This is a genomic window from Marinoscillum sp., from assembly GCF_965229915.1.
In the GTDB taxonomy this organism is placed as follows: Bacteria; Bacteroidota; Bacteroidia; order Cytophagales; family Cyclobacteriaceae; genus Marinoscillum.
The window spans coordinates 4,985,881-5,003,166 of the sequence record NZ_CBDDJZ010000001.1 but is presented as its reverse complement, the minus strand read 5'-3'; the positions used below and the strand labels follow the sequence as shown (position 1 = coordinate 5,003,166).

Sequence of the window (17,286 nt, the reverse complement as noted above, 5' to 3'; positions counted from 1 at the left end):
CAAGTAAACGAAGTATGAGTATCGATCTGGCTTCATTGCGAAAGGAGTACTCCAGGGCTAGTCTGGACCTGGAATCGGTGGCGGACTCTCCTTTCCTCCAATTTCAAAAATGGTTTGAGGAAGCCCAAAAGGGTGAACTCACCGAACCAAACGCCATGGTATTGAGTACAGCCGGAGCAAATGGTCACATCACCCAACGGACTGTTCTGCTCAAAGCATTTGATGAGAATGGGTTTGTATTTTACACTAACTACACCAGTAGAAAAGCCCAGCAAATAGCTGAAAACAATGCGGTATCATTACTATTTCCGTGGTATCAGCTGGAGCGGCAAGTGGCCGTGACAGGAAGAGCAGAGAAAGTAAGCACAGCCGAATCGGTCAAATACTTCATGAGTCGTCCATTCAATAGTCAGCTTGGGGCATGGGTTTCACAGCAAAGCAAAGTAATCACCTCTCGAAGCATATTAGAACTGAAGCTCCATGAAATGAAAGAAAAATTCAAAGAGGGCAAAGTGCCTCTTCCAGATTTCTGGGGAGGCTATCGGGTTATCCCATCATCCATAGAGTTCTGGCAAGGCAGGCCTAGTCGTCTCCATGATCGGATTTTGTACGAGCATGAAAATGGCTCCTGGATTAAGAAAAGGTTATCTCCTTGAGTAAAAACACTTATTTGGATCGATACATCTGGCCATCAGATGAAATGCCTCTCGGTTTTGATTCTAGCCCAGATCTCATCGTGGTGATCCCCTGCTACAACGAGCCTAACCTGAATGCCGCCTTACATGCTCTCCATCAGTGCGAGAATCCACCTTGCACTGTAGCAATCCTCATCGTCATAAATGAAAGTGAAAACGATACCCAGCCAGCAATCGCACAAAATCTAACAAGCATCGAGGAGCTCCAGTTGGTTAATGTTAAATACGAGCAGAAATACATTCATGTAAGTTTACCTTCAAAGCATGCTGGAGTGGGTCTGGCTCGCAAAATTGGTATGGACCAAGCTGTACGAAGCTTTGAAAAACAAGGTAAGGACGGAATCATTGTTTGCTTTGATGCGGATTGTTTATGTTCCACCAGTTATTTATCTGAAGTTTGGAGTAGCTATCAAAGCACAAACCTCAACCTGGGATTGGTACACTATGAACATGTGTTAGAGGGTCCAAATCATGAAGCAATTCTAAACTATGAATTGTATCTAAGGTACTACAATAATGGCTTGAGAGTAGCAAACTATCCCTTCGCGGTGCAGACCCTCGGGTCATGTATAACCGTAAGAAGCAGTACCTACCAGAAGCAAGGAGGAATGAACCGCCGCAAGGCTGGAGAAGATTTTTACTTTATTCATAAGTGTATGCCTCTGGGTGGAGTTGGGGAGATTAATGGGACAACCATTTACCCATCGGATAGGGTCTCAGATCGAGTACCCTTTGGAACGGGGCACGCTATTAATCGCTACCTCGAAGAAGTAGACACTGCTTATCCTGTGTACCATCCACAAACTTTTGAGGATCTGAGACTGGTCAACCTCGACCTGGAACAACTTTGGAAAACTGGGCAATTAGGAAACTTACCTGACTCCATTTCTGATTTCTACGAGCGTCACTCTTTTAAGCAATCTCTTCTGAGCATTAGAGCACAAGCAGGAAGCTTATTAAACTTCAAGCAACGATACTATGCATGGTGGGATGGCTTTCGGGTATTGAAATTTATCCATCATTGCCGAGATCACTACCATGAAAAAGTCCCGCTATCTGAAGCCCTGTCCTGGATGGACCATCAAATAACGGGACTGAATATTATTGATTTAAATAAGAAAGAGCAGCTACTCACGCTTCGTCGGTTTGACAAAGAGCGAGTGTACTATGCTAAATTATAGAGGTCCTTCACCCCAATGAAGTCTTTGGTGATGAAGCCTTCTGCATATTTTACTCCTATTCTGTGACCATACTCCACTGCCCTGGCCTCTACCATTTTCATGAACTCAGGCTTGGCTATGTAGGTCTCTGGCTCCTTACTATTCGGGTCATAGAACTGACTCTTGTAAGCTCTAATGGCTTCCATTTTGCGATCTTGTGCTCCTGAAATATCCACAAAGAAGCTTGGAGTAATGGAAGTGCTCTGTATCACGAAATAGACTTTTTTGGGTCTCCATGGTTTTTGAGGGTCACCTTCCGCATTGAGTGTTTGTATCATGGCCAAACCTGATTTGAAACATGCTTCTTCAACAAGTTGTGCTCCACGCGCATGATCTGGATGACGGTCATAGGTCGTATTCGTAATCACAATATCGGGTTGATATTTGCGAATTTTTTGAACCAGAGCTAGCTGATGCTCTTTGTCATTTTGGAAGAATGCATCATCAAACTCCATATTTTCTCTCACCGACAACCCCATGATTCTCCCGGCTTCAGTAGCTTCTTCCTGTCTCGTTTCAGGTGTCCCTCGAGTGCCCATCTCACCACGGGTTAGGTCTATAACCCCGGTGGTATATCCTCGATCTTTGTGAGCGATCAATGTCCCTGCACAGGATAACTCTACGTCATCCGGATGTGCTGCTATGGCTAGAATATTAATTTTCATCACAAAAAAAATCCCGATACCATCGGGATCTTATTTCTTGTTTATTCGATTTATCACTAAACTGCAGCTTCCTGCATTTCCACTTCTTTTTCAGCAATGAAACGCTCAGCATCAAGAGCTCCCATACATCCACTACCTGCTGCTGTTACTGCCTGCCTGTAGTTTTTGTCCTGGGCATCCCCCGTAGCAAATACACCTGGCACGTTTGTTTTTGATGTTCCTGGAATGGTTTTGATATAACCAGCTTCATCCATATCAATAAAGCCTTTGAAAATATCAGTATTAGGCTTGTGGCCGATTGCCACGAAAAATCCCTGAACAGGCAACACTCGCTCTTCACCTGTCTCGGTATTCTTTACTTTGACACCATCTACTTCCTCGTCTCCCTGAACCTCTACTGTTTCTGTATTCCAAAGCACCTCAATGTTTGGTGCGTTCATCACACGCTGCTGCATGATCTTACTTGCTCTCATTTCATCTCTACGAACAAGCATGTATACCTTATTGACAAGCTTCGAAAGATAAGTAGCTTCTTCAGCTGCCGTATCCCCAGCTCCGACAATCGCCACATCCTGACCTCTGAAGAAGAAGCCATCACAAACAGCACATGCAGAGACGCCTCTACCATTTAGTCGTTGTTCGCTTTCCAGTCCTAGCCACTTGGCTGAAGCACCTGTAGAGATAATCACAGCTTCTGCTTCAATTTCTTGTTTATTATCAACGGTCACTTTGTGTGGCCATCCGGAGAAGTCCACTCCAGTGATCATACCGCTACGAATGTCAGTACCAAATCGTTCGGCTTGTTTTTGAAAATCTACCATCATCTGAGGCCCCATGATCCCTTCTGGATATCCTGGATAGTTTTCGACATCCGTAGTAATGGTCAATTGCCCACCTGGCTGTCCACCTTGATATAAAACAGGCTTCATACCTGCTCTGGCAGCATAAATAGCCGCTGTGAACCCAGCAGGGCCAGATCCAATGATTAATACTTTTACTCTCTCTTTAGCCATTATTTGATCTTATTTTCAATTCTCTCAATGATACAACGGTTGACATCCTTTTATGTATCAAAAAAAACACCAGAAAGGTTCAAAGTGTCATATTGGCTACTAACCGAGATAAACTTTAAGTGATTTTGACCTGGAAGCATGACGTAATCGCCGAATGGCCTTCTCTTTGATTTGTCTCACACGCTCACGGGTTAAGCCGAACTTCTCCCCAATTTCCTCCAATGTTAATGCATGACTCCCATTTAATCCAAAATAATATGCGACAACATCTGATTCACGTGATGTAAGCGTAGATAAAGCCCGTTGTACTTCGATACATAGAGAATCAGATATCAGACTGTTGTCCGGTGTATCTTCCATTTCATCTTCGAGGACATCCAGCAAACTACTCTCCTCACCTCCGGCGAATGGTGCATCCATTGATACATGCCTTCCAGAGATTTTGATGGTATCTATTACTTCATCCTCACTGACCTGAAGCACTTCTGCCAATTCGTCAGGTGTTGGTTCACGCTCAAATTTTTGTTCAAGTTCTGAGAAGGTTTTGGAAACCTTATTCAAAGACCCTACTCTATTTAATGGCAATCTGACTATACGTGACTGTTCAGCCAATGCCTGCAAGATGGATTGACGTATCCACCATACGGCATAGGATATAAATTTAAAGCCGCGCGTTTCATCGAAACGTTGCGCGGCTTTAATTAATCCTAGATTACCTTCGTTTATTAAGTCACCAAGGGTTAACCCCTGATTTTGATATTGCTTGGCTACTGACACGACAAACCGAAGGTTGGCCTTGGTCAATTTCTCAAGGGCGAGTGCGTCGCCTTCTCGAATCTTCTGAGCAAGAATTACTTCTTCCTCAGCTGTGATCAGTTCTACTCTACCAATTTCCTGCAAATAACGATCAAGTGACTCACTTTCTCTATTGGTTATTTGCTTACTGATTTTGAGCTGTCTCATTTAACGGTGATTTGTTTATTAAGGCTGAAAACAAGGTTCAGCCTTTTGTCTATCACCACTAAATTTAATTAGCTTTCCTCTTTCTTTTCCGGTTTAGGCAATAAAACTTTTCGCGACAGGCGGTATTTACCGGTTTTCTTATCGATATCAATAAGCTTCACCTTAATTTCTTCGCCTACTTCAAGAACGCCTTCTACCTTCTCTACGCGCTCCCATTTGATCTCGGAGATGTGTAGCAAACCATCTTTACCTGGCAGGATTTCTACGAAAGCTCCAAATGGCATAATGGCTTTTACCTTTCCTTCATAAACCTCTCCGATTTCCGGCACAGCTACGATCGCCTTGATACGGCTTACTGCATCGTCTAGAGATTCTTTGTTGGCTGCAAATACACTGACCAAACCACCTTTATCGGTTTCTTCTATAGTCACCGTAGCTCCAGATTCTCTCTGAATCTCCTGTACAATCTTACCGCCAGGTCCTATTACTGCACCAATCTGATCTCTTTCGATGTTGATTTGAACAAGTCTTGGCGCATTTTCCTTCATCTCGCCTCTAGGTTCAGCAAGCGTTTTTCTCATTTCATTGAGAATATGAGTTCGGCCTCTATTTGCCTGTGAAAGCGCCTCCTTTAACACGTCATAAGATAGACCGTCGATTTTGATATCCATTTGACAAGCAGTGATACCATTGTCCGTACCAGTCACTTTAAAGTCCATATCACCCAGGTGATCTTCATCACCAAGGATATCAGACAATACAGCGTATCTACCAGACTCACCATCAGAGATCATACCCATTGCGATACCAGATACTGGACTTTTGATCTTCACACCGGCGTCCATCAAAGCTAGAGCTCCTGCACAAACAGTCGCCATAGATGATGATCCATTGGATTCAAGAATATCCGATACCACCCTAATGGTGTAAGGATTGTCCTCAGTAGGGAGCATTGGCTTAAGCGCTCTCATGGCCAAATTACCATGCCCCACTTCCCTACGTCCAGGACCTCTGTTAGGTCTTACCTCTCCCGTAGAAAAGCCCGGGAAGTTGTAGTGTAGGATGAATTTATTATAACCTGAATGAATCGCTCCGTCAATCATCTGCTCATCCATTTTTGAACCGAGTGTTACGGTAGTTAATGACTGAGTTTCACCTCTGGTGAATACTGCAGAACCATGAGCAGTTGGAAGCACATCTACTTCACTCCAGATAGGTCTTACTTCTTCCAGGTCTCTTCCATCCAGTCGTTTTTTGGTATCCAAAACACAATTTCGAACGGCGTTTTTCTGAGTATCATGGAAGTATTTCTTCACTAGAAAATCATCCAACTCCTCCAATTCCTCCTCAGAGTATTGTGCAAGGAATTCTTCCTTTACAGCCGCAAATGCCTCGCTGCGTTCCGTCTTATTTGCAGAACCTTTCTTGGCGATTTCATAGCACTTGTCGTAGCAGAAATCGTTGATTTTCTTTGCTAATTCTTCGTCTTTTGGTTCGTGATCGTACTCACGTTTCTCTGTAGCACCGACTTCCTTCGCTAGCTCAACCTGAGCCTGGCACTGGATCTTAATAGCATCATGAGCTACTTTAATGCCTTCCAGCATCTCATCTTCGCTCACTTCCTTGGACTCACCTTCCACCATCATGATGTTGTCTGCAGTTCCCGCTACGATCAAGTCCAATACCGCTTCCTCCATGTCTTCAGGAGTTGGGTTAACCAGGTATTCATCACCTTTCTTGATCACTCGTACTTCCGAGATAGGTCCATCAAATGGAATATCAGAAACTGCTAAAGCGGCAGATGCAGCCAATGCAGCTAATGCATCAGGCAATACGTTCTTATCCGCTGAGATCAGTGAGATCATCACTTGAGTATCAGCATGATAATCAGAAGGGAAGAGCGGTCTTAACGCTCTGTCTACCAACCGGCAGATTAGCACTTCATAATCAGATAGTTTACCTTCTCTCTTTAAGAACCCACCAGGGATTTTACCTGATGCAGCAAACTTCTCTTGATAATCGACCGAAAGAGGAAGAAAATCCACTCCTTCTTTAGCTTCTTTGCTTGAAACAACGGTGGCTAGCAGCATGGTGTCACCCATTCTTACCACCACAGATCCGTCAGCTTGCTTGGCCAGGCGGCCAGTTTCGATAGACATTTCTCTACCGTCAGCCAACGTAAATTTTTTAACCGTGTATTGAGGCTTCATAAAATGTTGAGTATTAAATAGTGATAAGGAGCCTCATATATTACTTTTTTCTTCAGGCGCCTTAATAGATAAAAAAAGGGAATCCTGAGTTGAATTCCCCTTATAAACTTGTCTTCTAAATTACTTACGGATTCCTAGTTCCGCGATAATGCTTCTGTATCGCTCGATATCCTTTTTGTAAAGGTAATCCAGCAATCTTCTTCTCTTACCTACCAATTTCATCAAGCCTAATCGAGTAGCGTGATCTTGCTTGTTTGCTTTTAAATGTTCAGTGAGGTGATTGATACGGTGAGTAAAAAGAGCGATTTGTCCTTCAGCCGAACCTGTGTCCTCTTTACCGCTTCCGTATTTGGTGAAGAATTCTTCTTTCTTTTCCTTCGTTAAATACATTCTTTCGTTTTCTCTTGTTGTCCCTTAAAATCAAAGCGCAAATTTAGAGTGCTTTCTATTTAAAAGCAATAGTACGACTACTTACTTTTAGCAAATCTGGTTTTGAGCTTATCTATCCAAATGTTATAAAAATCAGTATCAAACAACCTGGCATCTATTCGGGCCTGTCTCAAAAAGAATAACCCGATAGGTAGTAGCGCTAAATCGGCAACCCAAACTGAAAAGGCCGGATCTATCAATCCTTCTCGTGCGTTCTTTTCACAAATGATATTGATGATGTAATAGGTTAAGAAGAAAAGTATCGACACAATTACTGGAACTCCCAAACCTCCTTTTTTAATGATGGAGCCTAGTGGTGCCCCAATCAAAAACATCACGATACAGGCAAACGCCTGACTGTATTTCTTCCACTTTTCAATGATCCACTTATTCAAATCCCGCTCCAAGTTCTGCACCCGAGAACTCACCGAGCTGAGATTAACCTTGATGTTTTGTGCTTGGTTTTTGGCGGTTTGGAGCAAATCTACCTGCTGTGACCGACTGTTGAGAAACTCCCAACTGAGTGTATCAATCATCACTGTTTTACTTTTTTGAGCGGTGTCTTCCGGGATTGGTTTCAACCCATCCGACAGAGTGATGGACCGATCTCGCGCAATGATTTCCTTCTTTTTCCTTCTTATATCATTAGCTGACGAATCGCGAATCGGAGATTTTTGATTGATAAGAAAAGTTGGCAGCAGCGATGCCTGAAGCTCGGTTTGCACACTATCCTCTTCCTCCTGATCCTGCTGATTCATGCGCTCATTGTGCGCATCAATAATCGATTTCATGGATATTTCTACCGAATCCATGTGATAAGCAAAAAAACCTTTGGTGTTTCGGAAGAATCCGTATTTAGTTTCCACTACTGAATACTCCAGCGAATCGATATCTACGGTTAGTTCTGCAATATTTTTCATCTGCCGGTTGTTCTGAAACAACTCTTTTTTGGTTCGTTTGAGATCAAAAGATGACAGGTTAAACACCATATCCATCCGATCAAACTCCGTCCGATAAAACTGATCTACTTGAGTGCGTGGTTTGGCTTCTTCACTGTAATAATTTCCATCGTAGAGCTCTAGCTTGAGGTAGCGCTCGTTATTGATCATGTACATCCTGGAAGAGTCAGCCAAAATAACCCTATTGTTCCCTCTACCGCCTGTATGGTCGTAGATCAGCACTTCTTTTAAGGTCTGATTATCGGGCAATTTCTCCTTTACTTTGATACTGTAATCTGGGATACCGTTGTAAAATACCCCTTCCTTGATGTCTAAACCTGGCTTTTTATGCTTAATGTCGTATAGCAAGCTGTAGGCTTGTAAATTGGCAGCTGGCACTACATTATTGAAAAAATAAAAGGCACCAAAAGTCAAGAGCACTACAAAAAAGAATATGGGTCTTAAGGCTCTGAGTAAGGAAATGCCGGCACTCTTAATAGCAGTGAGCTCAAAGTGCTCGCCTAGATTACCAAAAGTCATCAGTGATGAAACAAGTACCGCAAGTGGCAATGCCGCCTGGAGCATGTTCAAACTGAAATAAAATATAAGCTCGGCGAAAACATCAAATCCAAGGTCCTTTCCCACAAAGTCATCGAAATACTTCATCATGTACTGAATCACCAAGATGAAGGTGGCCACTACGGTAGTGAGTATGAAAGGACTTATGAAGGCCTGAAGTATGAGTTTGTCGATCTTGCGCATTCGGTCCGCAAATATGCTTTAAGAATTACAAAAGGGAAAACGCAAGAAAAAGACGGATAGTTTACCCGCCTACAATTTCTTTGAGGTCATGGATTAGACTTTCGTAAAGCTCGTCAGTCTCCTCTGGGTCCATGTCGTTGTAATCAGTCACTCGTATGAATACTTCCTGAGTCAGTTCATTCATGTCCAGTTTAAACTCTACGTAAGGAGGATCGTCATCCTCATCGTCTATAAACTCAAACTTCACATGGGAGTTGGTCCTACTGGATACCATACGCGCTTTATTCTCATCTCCATCCCACAAAAACGTGAAGACTTTATCCTCGTTGATATTGACATCATCAGCAAACCACTGGGCAAGGCCAGAAGCGGTGCTGAAGTACGGGTAAAGCATTTTTTTGGACGCGTTAATGGGATACTCACCAATAAATTTTTCCTTAGGCATAGGTGAAGTTTTTTGAATCAAGGTAAAAAAAAAATTGAAATCGACAATATGCTATGATAAAAAAGAAAACTTTTTACATTTGCACTCCTTTTACGGATGTGGCCAGCAAGAGTAGGTCGAATTGTTGCTTATCTGCTGGTCAATATAGCGGATTTGATTGAATAAAAAAGGATCAAATCAACAAATATGGCGAGGTAGCTCATCCCGATGCTTCGGGAGGTTAGAGCGTCAAAAGGCGAGGTAGCTCAGGCTACGCGCCCCGGATGGTTAGAGCGTTGGATTTACACGAATAGTGCGGCACGCGCAGTGTCTTAATCCAAAGATCTAGTGGTTCGGAACACAAAAGAACATGGCGAGGTAGCTCACCCCGATGTTTCGGGAGGTTAGAGCGTCACAGGGCGAGGTAGCTCAGATGGTTAGAGCGTTGGATTCATAACCCAGAGGTCGGGGGTTCGATTCCCCCCTTCGCTACAAAAGCACTTTCAGAAACGGAAGTGCTTTTTTTTTGCTGCTCATTCCAAACTCACTCCTACCCAACCCAATATATCCTTACTCCTGTATTATATAACACAGTAGCTGTATATACTAGAATGGGAAGTAGATGACTTATTCTATACTTTAATGTTGATATAAAAAACCTACTTCTTCGTGAATTGAAGAATTCATGTTCAATAGCCGTGATATAACTTCCAAATTATCAGATAATGAGACAATCCTTCGTTGAGAAAATCTCATGAAGAAGAGAATCTGGTTGGGTTCCAAAAAAGCACTATCTAAGTCATAAGCCACCACATCCTCTGTGGTAAACGAATCCCCGCCAATATCAATAATTGTATTGTGCATTTTGTCTGTCATGATTGTTGTTTGATGGTTACTCAAATAAAAACACTTTTTTGAGTAATTAATCATTGCTAATACCCCAATAAGACTAAAATTGATGGTTTACAAGTGAGTTGACCTATTTCTGTACATCTCTTCCGCAGGAGTTAATATTCTGCAATCATGTAAAACCTTAAGTGCTATTAGTAACGTAGAAATAGTGACTGGCTAATCTTTCATTAAACGTCAATTTGTTTGAAAATCCTGTCTCTTGTAATCATACTGATCTTTACAATCCCTTTCTGTAGTTGTCAGGAGCGAAACAACGACTATCTGCGGGTAATCGATAGTTTACAGATTGGAAATGGCCTCACCATTCATTGGTCAAAAAACGTGATCCTATTTTCCCGACCAACAGGACAAATAAACCAGCTGACTGGCAATCCTATCTACAAAATCTTTCAAATAAAGAAAATTAACAATGGCTGGACCCAATCAGATCCTCTTGATACCAACAGTAGTTATAACGACTATCACCCTGTATTCTCCCCAAATGGTCACTGGCTATATTTCAACTCCACCAGACCAAGGCCAGGAGAAGTTGATCCATCCACCACTGCAAATATCTGGAGAGTGTCGTATGATGATAACAAGTGGGGAACCCCAGAGTATCTGTCAGGCATTAACTCTGAAAACCACGAATCTTACCCTTCAATTACCAACGAGGGTCACTTATATTTTAACTCAGACAGACCTGGAGGAAAGGGATCTATGGACATTTACAAGTCAGAATGGAAGAATGGTCAATTTGAGGAGCCACAGCCAGTAGTATCACTCAATACCCCTGACAGTGAGAACGATCTATTCATTGATCCTCAAGAAAGATTCATTGTTTTTAATCGATACCTTTTTGAATCGAAAGAGATCGAACTCTATATCAGCTTTCGCGATGAACAAACCTGGACCAAACCCCAACCTCTCACCCCGCTCAACACCACCGGCTCATGGGAATTAACTCCAGTTATTTCTCCTGAGGGAATGTATCTCTTTTATGAACTGGACGGAAGAGTGAAGCGAATGGCATTAAAAGATCTTGTTGAACCTAGGTGAGTTTCTGACCTCTTTGCTCAGTCCAACAAAAACTCTCAACAATACAATATATCTTTACAGTGAAACGTATGTGTGTTATGAATAAGTCCCTACTTCTTTTAAGTGCATTGATCACCGTTACCTTCATCTCTTGCAAAAAAGACGATCCTGCACCAAAAACCGCTTCCATCCTGGGAACGTGGTACGCCTCTGAGACACTCAGCATCCAATGTACAGAAAGTACGAATGATGGTTCGGTTTCTTACAACTGTCCCTCTGGCGATTGTCTCTCATTCATTTTTGTAGTGGACACAGTTATTATTAACGAAGAGAAAGTTGCGAATCAGGTGTATTCTATGAGCTCGTCCATTGATGGATCTACTATGAATGAATCTGGTACATTTGAGCTGGGTTCGGGTCGCATCACCTTATGTATAGATGAGGAAGGTGAAGTAACCTGTCGAAACATACAGATGGATCTTTCAGGTGATGACATGACCCTCAAGTCTACCAATTCCCAGACTGGCTGCAGAGAAACCACTACCTACACCAGAGCCTCTGCCGAATAACTGGCCAAGAACTGATAAGTTGCCTAATATGGCATAAATGGCTTATCATTGTGTAAATCACCATGGCCTACGAAACTAAGAACCCATTCAAACTGATATTCTATCGTCTGAAAGACCTGGACGAACTTAAGAGTTTTCTCGAAACGAAAGGGTTTCAATACACCATCATTGGACTTATAGTACTCAATGCTATCACCATTGGCTTGGAGACCTCTCCGACCATCACCAATGCCTTAGGATCATGGCTTACCCAAATCGACAAATACATCCTGGTGATTTTCACCCTGGAAATAGCCATGAAAATAGTAGCCTACAGGCATCGCTTTTTCATGAATGCCTGGAATCTCTTTGACTTCCTTATAGTGGCGATCGCACTGATCCCAGCTGCTGGTCCACTTCACATTCTAAGGACACTCCGTATCCTCCGAACGGCCCGTTTAATTAAAAATGTCCCAAAGCTTAGGCTCATCATTGAGTCTTTGCTCAAATCCATTCCGAGTATCGGGTGGATAGCCGTGCTCTTGTTCATGATTTTCTACATATTCGCTGTAATCGGCACAGACCTGTATCAAGACGAATTTCCAGCGCTCTTTGGTGATATGGGTAAAACGTTCTTCACGCTTTTTCAGGTAATGACTCTGGAAAGCTGGTCTTCTGGCATTGCCCGCCCGATGATGCAGGAGTTACCATATGCTTATCTATTCTTCGTTCCCTTCATTCTGCTCGCCACCTACACTACTTTGAATGTATTCATCGCCATTGTGGTCAATACGATGAACGAGCTCAACCGAGCAGAGATGAAGGATGAAGAGGCACGCATGCGCGAGTTTGTCCATCAGGAACATGCCGAGATGCTGGCATATCTCAAAAGCATCCAGCGCAAGATCAATCAGCTGGAACGGAAACTTGATGAAACGGAAGAAAAGTCGAAACTCAGCTAATCAATCTACCGCTGCATTTTTGTTAACCAACTGACCATTTTCATACTCATAGGCGATGGATAGATTACCCTCCTGATCGTACCATTTGGAGATTCCGTCCAGTTGCCCATTGACATAGTTTGACTCTTCCAGCAACACACCCGAATCATAGTACTTCCTTGCCAGTCCGTTGAGCTCTCCATCAGTGTAATATTTGGATTCGATAACCTTATTATTTTTATAACTGGTGAAGTTCCCATACAGTTTATCATCGTGGTAAATGGACTTCTTTGTTATGTTACCCTTATCATCAAAACTGATCGCAACTCCTTCTTTGACACCTTTATGATAGGTAATCAGCTCGGAGATCGCTCCCTTATCACTGTATGTTAACCAGGTGCCATGCCTCATGCCGTTTAATTCATTTCCCTCTATCAAGAGTTTGCCGTCACTATCAGAGTATACATAACTGACTTCTGATCCTGGCAAAGACTGTTGCTCAAAATGAGAAGGCACTAACTCTCCTGTCATCACGTCTGATTGGGTATCAGCACAGGCTATAGTTAACACAAGGCAAGAAATAATGAAATAGGTTCGTTTCATGGTCAATTCAAACATTTGGTTCACATCACCTCAAAATTATATCACACAGATTTTTTGTAAAAAAGTCCATTTTGAAAATTGATGCACCATTTTTGCAGGATAATCGGTAAACAAACCAATGAATAACAGCTATTTAAAGAATTGGATTCAGGAAGCGCAAGAAGTCCCATCAAAGGTGGAGGAGCTATTCCAACTTATTACTGAGGAAGAGCTTAATAACCGGCCCAGAGAGGGTAAATGGAGCATAGGAGAACTAATCGATCATATCATAGTGACCAATTCTCTGTACTTTCCTAAATATGAAAAAATCCTGGCAGGCAACCATCGGAACCCATTCACATCGCGATTTAGCTATGTGACCAATTTTCTGGGCAAGTCCATCCTACACTCGGTAGATCCAGATAATAAAAAGAAGCTCAAAACTGTCCGCAAGTTCGAACCAAGGCAACAAGAGTTTACCCTCAATAAACTGGATGAATTCAAAAAGCATCATGACTCTTTAATAGAACTGGTGAAGGCTAGTGATGCTATCAACCATCAAAAAACGTATATCACCTCTCCCGCCAGCCCTTTGATCGTGTACTCTCTGGAGTATGCTAACAAAATCATTCTTTGGCACGAGTTAAGACATATTCAACAGGCTTCTGAGCTGGTAGAAACCAAAAAGCTAAAGGCCTAATTACAATTCATCCCCATTAATCGACAGTTCAGTCGATCCACTTCAGAGATTTGTGTTGAGTGCCATTGGTTTGTAAAAAAACCAGGACCATGCAAACACTTCTCACATACTCTCATGCTATAGCCGGATCTATCGTTCTCATTCTTGGATTGATTAATTTCTTCAATCGAAAGGGGTCTAAAAATCACGTTATCACAGGGCGAATCTATGTAGGTGCTATGTGGTGGATCTGCTTAAGCGCATTCCTCATCATCGCATTTTATCGATTCAGCTTCTTCTTGATGGTAATTGGCGTATTGACATTTTATGCCTCATTTGTTGGTGTTAGAGTCTTGAAAAGAGGTAAAACCAATAACATTCATTGGTACGACTGGGCCGTTTCTATCATCACTGCACTATTTGGCCTTGGGCTGATTGGTTATGGAATCAACATCTTCTTAATGGTGAAAGGGTTTCACTGGTTAGGTGCTCTCTCTCTGTTATTTGGGGCGTTTACCATCAGTAGTGGAGTAAGGGATATTCGGTTTTTCTTGTCCAACAAAGAGCGCCAGCATCTATGGTGGCTATACCAGCACATCAGTGCGATTGGCGGAAGCTATGTAGCTGCTGTCACAGCATTTGCCGTGCAGAACAGCCGACTGTTCATGCCAGAAGATTATAATTGGCTGGCCTGGGTTCTGCCACCCGCTCTACTCAATCCAGTCATTGCTGGCGTTGTAAGAAAATACCGACAGAAGAATATCAGAACGATAGCACAATGAAACATCTGACTTTGTTCACCTTCTTTTTATTGCTTGGGTATTCATCACTTAGTCAGGTCTACATTGACGGGGGACAAACAAGGCACCGATTTGCTCAATTAACCATCGGTCTAACCCAACGCTACTTACCTGCCAATGGTACCCGAACATTCGAATACCAGCAAGTAAACCTGAACAACGTACCCATGACGTGGAGTACTGAGTCAAAGCTCCAAATCGGTGGACTTCACTTTTGGGGACATGCTGACTTTTATGTGGCTATCGACTTGATAGGCATTCAATCTGGAAACTCGATTTTCCGAACAGATACGGAAACCGGATTTAAATACTATCCATGGAGAATGGAACGAAAAAAAATCCGTCCTTATCTAGGATTCAGCATTAATCCGACCTACTTCCAATCCGGATCAGGTATTGAGAAAAGAGTAGTCTTATTCCCAGGGCAGACTGGGTTGTCCTATCAGTTTCACAATCAGTTGCTCGAGCTTGGCATTAACTACACTTATCGCAACGATATCGATTACTATTACTCGAGAGCGGACCAACGAACTGCTATCGTCAGTCCGTTATGGTTTACTGCCAGCTATAAGTTCATCATAGATACCACTATTGGCGCAGAGAAAACCTGGAAAAATGGCCAGTCCGAAGCTTATGCACAACAACTCCATGAAGACCACCGGTTGAGCGGTATTTCGGTGGCTGTTGGTCCATCCAGCACATGGTATGTAGCTGAAAGTAAACACAATGCTGAACTTCACCCACACATGGATCAACCGAAAACAGATGGAGTCTTTCTTGACCTAGGGATAGGCTACTTCTTTCATGAACCCAACATTCAGATAAATCTGGCATATCGCCCTTTAAAAACTCGCCTTACCGGTCATGGGGTAGATCAGCTGATAAAAAGGAAAGCCTTGTCACTTGAAGCCCTCAAGTTTCTGGGAGACTACCATGGATTTGTGCCATTTATAGGTCCAGCAATCAGTTGGGAAAACCTCGCAATAGATGAGACGGACTTTCAAATCAATGCAAGTTCAGCTGGCTCGTTTCAAGGCTTTAAACCAGGTTTGAGTTTTGGTTGGGATATTCGACCGACCAATCATGAGGAATGGTTGCTCAGAACGAACTTGAGGTACTTCCCGAATTTGGATGTAAACATGGATTCTGGTCAAACCTTTTCGTTGGACCAGATCGAGTTCAACTTCATCCAATTGGTGTGGTATCCAGAGAGAACTTTCGGCGGAAAGTAGCTTTCCGCCGGGTTTGGTTTACGTCGTATACATCGAGTTGAACATCACATAGTCCGTGCTCAGGTCAGTACCCCACCCAATGGCCGATGCTCTACCTTCTCTGAGTTTCATCTTGATGATAATCTCTGATTGTTTGAGGATGCGTTTGACCAGGTTCATATCAAACTCCAATGGTTTTCCCTGCTCGAGCATTTTCACCTCTTCATTTTCGTTGCCCAGCCAGAGATCCACCTTATTGGGATCAAACTGAACATCCGATCGGCCCATGGCTGCCAACACACGTCCCCAGTTCGGGTCTCGACCAAACATTGCTGTTTTCACTAATGATGAGTCCGAGACGACACGCACCATCCTTCGAGCATCTTCTTTCGTCTTAGCTCCAGTCAAATGGTATTCGATGAATTTACTAGCACCTTCACCATCAGAAATAATCAGCTTAGCAAGGTGCGTCATGAGCTCGTGCAGCTTCTCCTTGAACGTCTGGTAGTGCGGATCACTTGCCGATGTGATCATCTCATTATCGGCAAGGCCATTTGCCATGATGCTGGCCATGTCATTCGTAGAAGTATCCCCATCTACGGTAATCATGTTGAATGAATCATCTACAGCTTCTTTAAATGCTCTATCCAGCAGTTTCTGATCGATATTCAAATCAGTGAAGGCAAAAGCCAGCATGGTTGCCATGTTTGGATGAATCATTCCAGATCCTTTAGCAATCCCACCGATATTGATGGTGTTCCCATCAATCTGAAACTCCACAAAACCTTCCTTGGCGAAGGTATCGGTCGTCAGTATGGCATTTGCTGCAAAGCTTCCAGCTCTTGAGTTCTCAGAAATCTTCTTCACATTTTCTTTGATCCCTTCTACTACTTCTTCGGTAGGAAAAGCCCGACCAATTACTCCGGTAGAAGCCACCATCACCTGATTGGTGTCGATCTTGAGCTCTTCGGCTGTAGCTTTAGCCATGGCCAAAGCTCCTTCCTCTCCTTGTTTGCCTGTTACAGCGTTGGCATTACCCGAGTTACAAACGATCGCTTGTGCGGTATAGCTTGTTTGCTCCAGATGTTTCTTAGTTAGTTTGATTGGTTCAGCTACAACCAGATTTTGTGTAAATACAGCTGAAACTTTAGCCGGAACCTCTGAGTACATAATGGCCAGATCTCGACGCATCGATTTCACACCAGTGTGTGCACCCCAGCATTTAATTCCTCTAACATTGGTTATGTTTCGAATCATGTTCACAATAAAAAGTCGTT

17 protein-coding genes and 1 tRNA gene are annotated in these 17,286 nt (G+C 42.9%); 9 read left to right on the top strand and 9 right to left on the bottom strand.

Annotation, left to right across the window (positions count from 1 at the left end):
- Positions 1–14 precede the first annotated feature (14 nt).
- Positions 15–656, top strand: coding sequence for a pyridoxamine 5'-phosphate oxidase (pdxH, locus tag ACO067_RS21390; protein WP_421878022.1), 642 nt, complete (start codon positions 15–17; stop codon positions 654–656).
- On the top strand, positions 653–1,876 hold the full coding sequence (locus ACO067_RS21385) for a glycosyltransferase (RefSeq protein WP_421878020.1): 1,224 nt from the start codon (positions 653–655) through the stop codon (positions 1,874–1,876). Before pdxH ends, ACO067_RS21385 begins: the two co-directional genes overlap by 4 nt.
- Here the strand turns inward: ACO067_RS21385 and bshB1 are convergent.
- From bshB1 to ACO067_RS21350, 7 genes are all read right to left on the bottom strand, one after another.
- Positions 1,861–2,580 carry a bacillithiol biosynthesis deacetylase BshB1 gene (bshB1, locus tag ACO067_RS21380; RefSeq protein WP_421878018.1) on the bottom strand — a complete coding sequence of 240 codons (720 nt, stop codon included), beginning with the start codon at positions 2,578–2,580 and terminating at the stop codon, positions 1,861–1,863. The two genes, ACO067_RS21385 and bshB1, sit on opposite strands and share 16 nt — an antisense overlap.
- Positions 2,581–2,636: 56 nt before the next feature.
- Positions 2,637–3,593, bottom strand: coding sequence for a thioredoxin-disulfide reductase (gene trxB / locus ACO067_RS21375; protein WP_421878016.1), 957 nt, complete (start codon positions 3,591–3,593; stop codon positions 2,637–2,639).
- Between the two features lie 99 nt (positions 3,594–3,692).
- Positions 3,693–4,556 (bottom strand): sigma-70 family RNA polymerase sigma factor, encoded by an 864-nt coding sequence (locus ACO067_RS21370; RefSeq protein ID WP_421878014.1) that lies wholly within the window; start codon positions 4,554–4,556, stop codon positions 3,693–3,695.
- Between the two features lie 68 nt (positions 4,557–4,624).
- Complete coding sequence (pnp, locus tag ACO067_RS21365) at positions 4,625–6,766, bottom strand: polyribonucleotide nucleotidyltransferase (protein ID WP_421878012.1); 2,142 nt, start codon at positions 6,764–6,766, stop codon at positions 4,625–4,627.
- Positions 6,767–6,886: 120 nt separating this feature from the next.
- Complete coding sequence (gene rpsO, locus ACO067_RS21360) at positions 6,887–7,156, bottom strand: 30S ribosomal protein S15 (protein WP_421878010.1); 270 nt, start codon at positions 7,154–7,156, stop codon at positions 6,887–6,889.
- A gap of 77 nt (positions 7,157–7,233) precedes the next feature.
- The gene (locus ACO067_RS21355) at positions 7,234–8,895 is read right to left on the bottom strand and encodes an LptF/LptG family permease (RefSeq protein WP_421878008.1); all 1,662 of its coding nucleotides are present in this window, start codon (positions 8,893–8,895) and stop codon (positions 7,234–7,236) included.
- 61 nt (positions 8,896–8,956) lie between these two features.
- Positions 8,957–9,340, bottom strand: a complete 384-nt coding sequence (locus ACO067_RS21350; protein WP_421878006.1) for an START-like domain-containing protein — start codon at positions 9,338–9,340, stop codon at positions 8,957–8,959.
- A gap of 397 nt (positions 9,341–9,737) precedes the next feature.
- Here ACO067_RS21350 and ACO067_RS21345 point away from each other — a divergent pair.
- The 4 genes from ACO067_RS21345 (at position 9,738) to ACO067_RS21330 (ending at position 12,758) form a co-directional block, all read left to right on the top strand.
- Positions 9,738–9,811: transfer RNA gene (locus ACO067_RS21345), tRNA-Met, on the top strand.
- 603 nt (positions 9,812–10,414) lie between these two features.
- The gene (locus tag ACO067_RS21340) at positions 10,415–11,269 is read left to right on the top strand and encodes a TolB family protein (protein ID WP_421878004.1); all 855 of its coding nucleotides are present in this window, start codon (positions 10,415–10,417) and stop codon (positions 11,267–11,269) included.
- 77 nt (positions 11,270–11,346) lie between these two features.
- Positions 11,347–11,817, top strand: a complete 471-nt coding sequence (locus ACO067_RS21335) for a hypothetical protein (protein WP_421878002.1) — start codon at positions 11,347–11,349, stop codon at positions 11,815–11,817.
- A 62-nt stretch (positions 11,818–11,879) separates the two neighbouring features.
- Positions 11,880–12,758 (top strand): ion transporter, encoded by an 879-nt coding sequence (locus ACO067_RS21330; RefSeq protein WP_421878000.1) that lies wholly within the window; start codon positions 11,880–11,882, stop codon positions 12,756–12,758.
- Here ACO067_RS21330 and ACO067_RS21325 read toward each other — a convergent pair whose 3' ends face one another.
- Positions 12,759–13,340 carry a toxin-antitoxin system YwqK family antitoxin gene (locus tag ACO067_RS21325; RefSeq protein ID WP_421877999.1) on the bottom strand — a complete coding sequence of 194 codons (582 nt, stop codon included), beginning with the start codon at positions 13,338–13,340 and terminating at the stop codon, positions 12,759–12,761.
- Between the two features lie 118 nt (positions 13,341–13,458).
- Between ACO067_RS21325 and ACO067_RS21320 the strand changes: the two genes are divergently transcribed.
- From ACO067_RS21320 to ACO067_RS21310, 3 genes are all read left to right on the top strand, one after another.
- Positions 13,459–14,019: a DinB family protein gene (locus tag ACO067_RS21320; protein WP_421877997.1), complete on the top strand. Its 561-nt coding sequence runs from the start codon at positions 13,459–13,461 to the stop codon at positions 14,017–14,019.
- Positions 14,020–14,108: 89 nt separating this feature from the next.
- Positions 14,109–14,780 carry a hypothetical protein gene (locus ACO067_RS21315; protein WP_421877995.1) on the top strand — a complete coding sequence of 224 codons (672 nt, stop codon included), beginning with the start codon at positions 14,109–14,111 and terminating at the stop codon, positions 14,778–14,780.
- Positions 14,777–16,030, top strand: coding sequence for a hypothetical protein (locus tag ACO067_RS21310; protein WP_421877993.1), 1,254 nt, complete (start codon positions 14,777–14,779; stop codon positions 16,028–16,030). Before ACO067_RS21315 ends, ACO067_RS21310 begins: the two co-directional genes overlap by 4 nt.
- A gap of 18 nt (positions 16,031–16,048) precedes the next feature.
- On the opposite strand, the gene argJ is transcribed toward ACO067_RS21310, so the two are convergent.
- Positions 16,049–17,266: a bifunctional glutamate N-acetyltransferase/amino-acid acetyltransferase ArgJ gene (argJ, locus tag ACO067_RS21305; protein ID WP_421877991.1), complete on the bottom strand. Its 1,218-nt coding sequence runs from the start codon at positions 17,264–17,266 to the stop codon at positions 16,049–16,051.
- Positions 17,267–17,286: the final 20 nt, after the last annotated feature.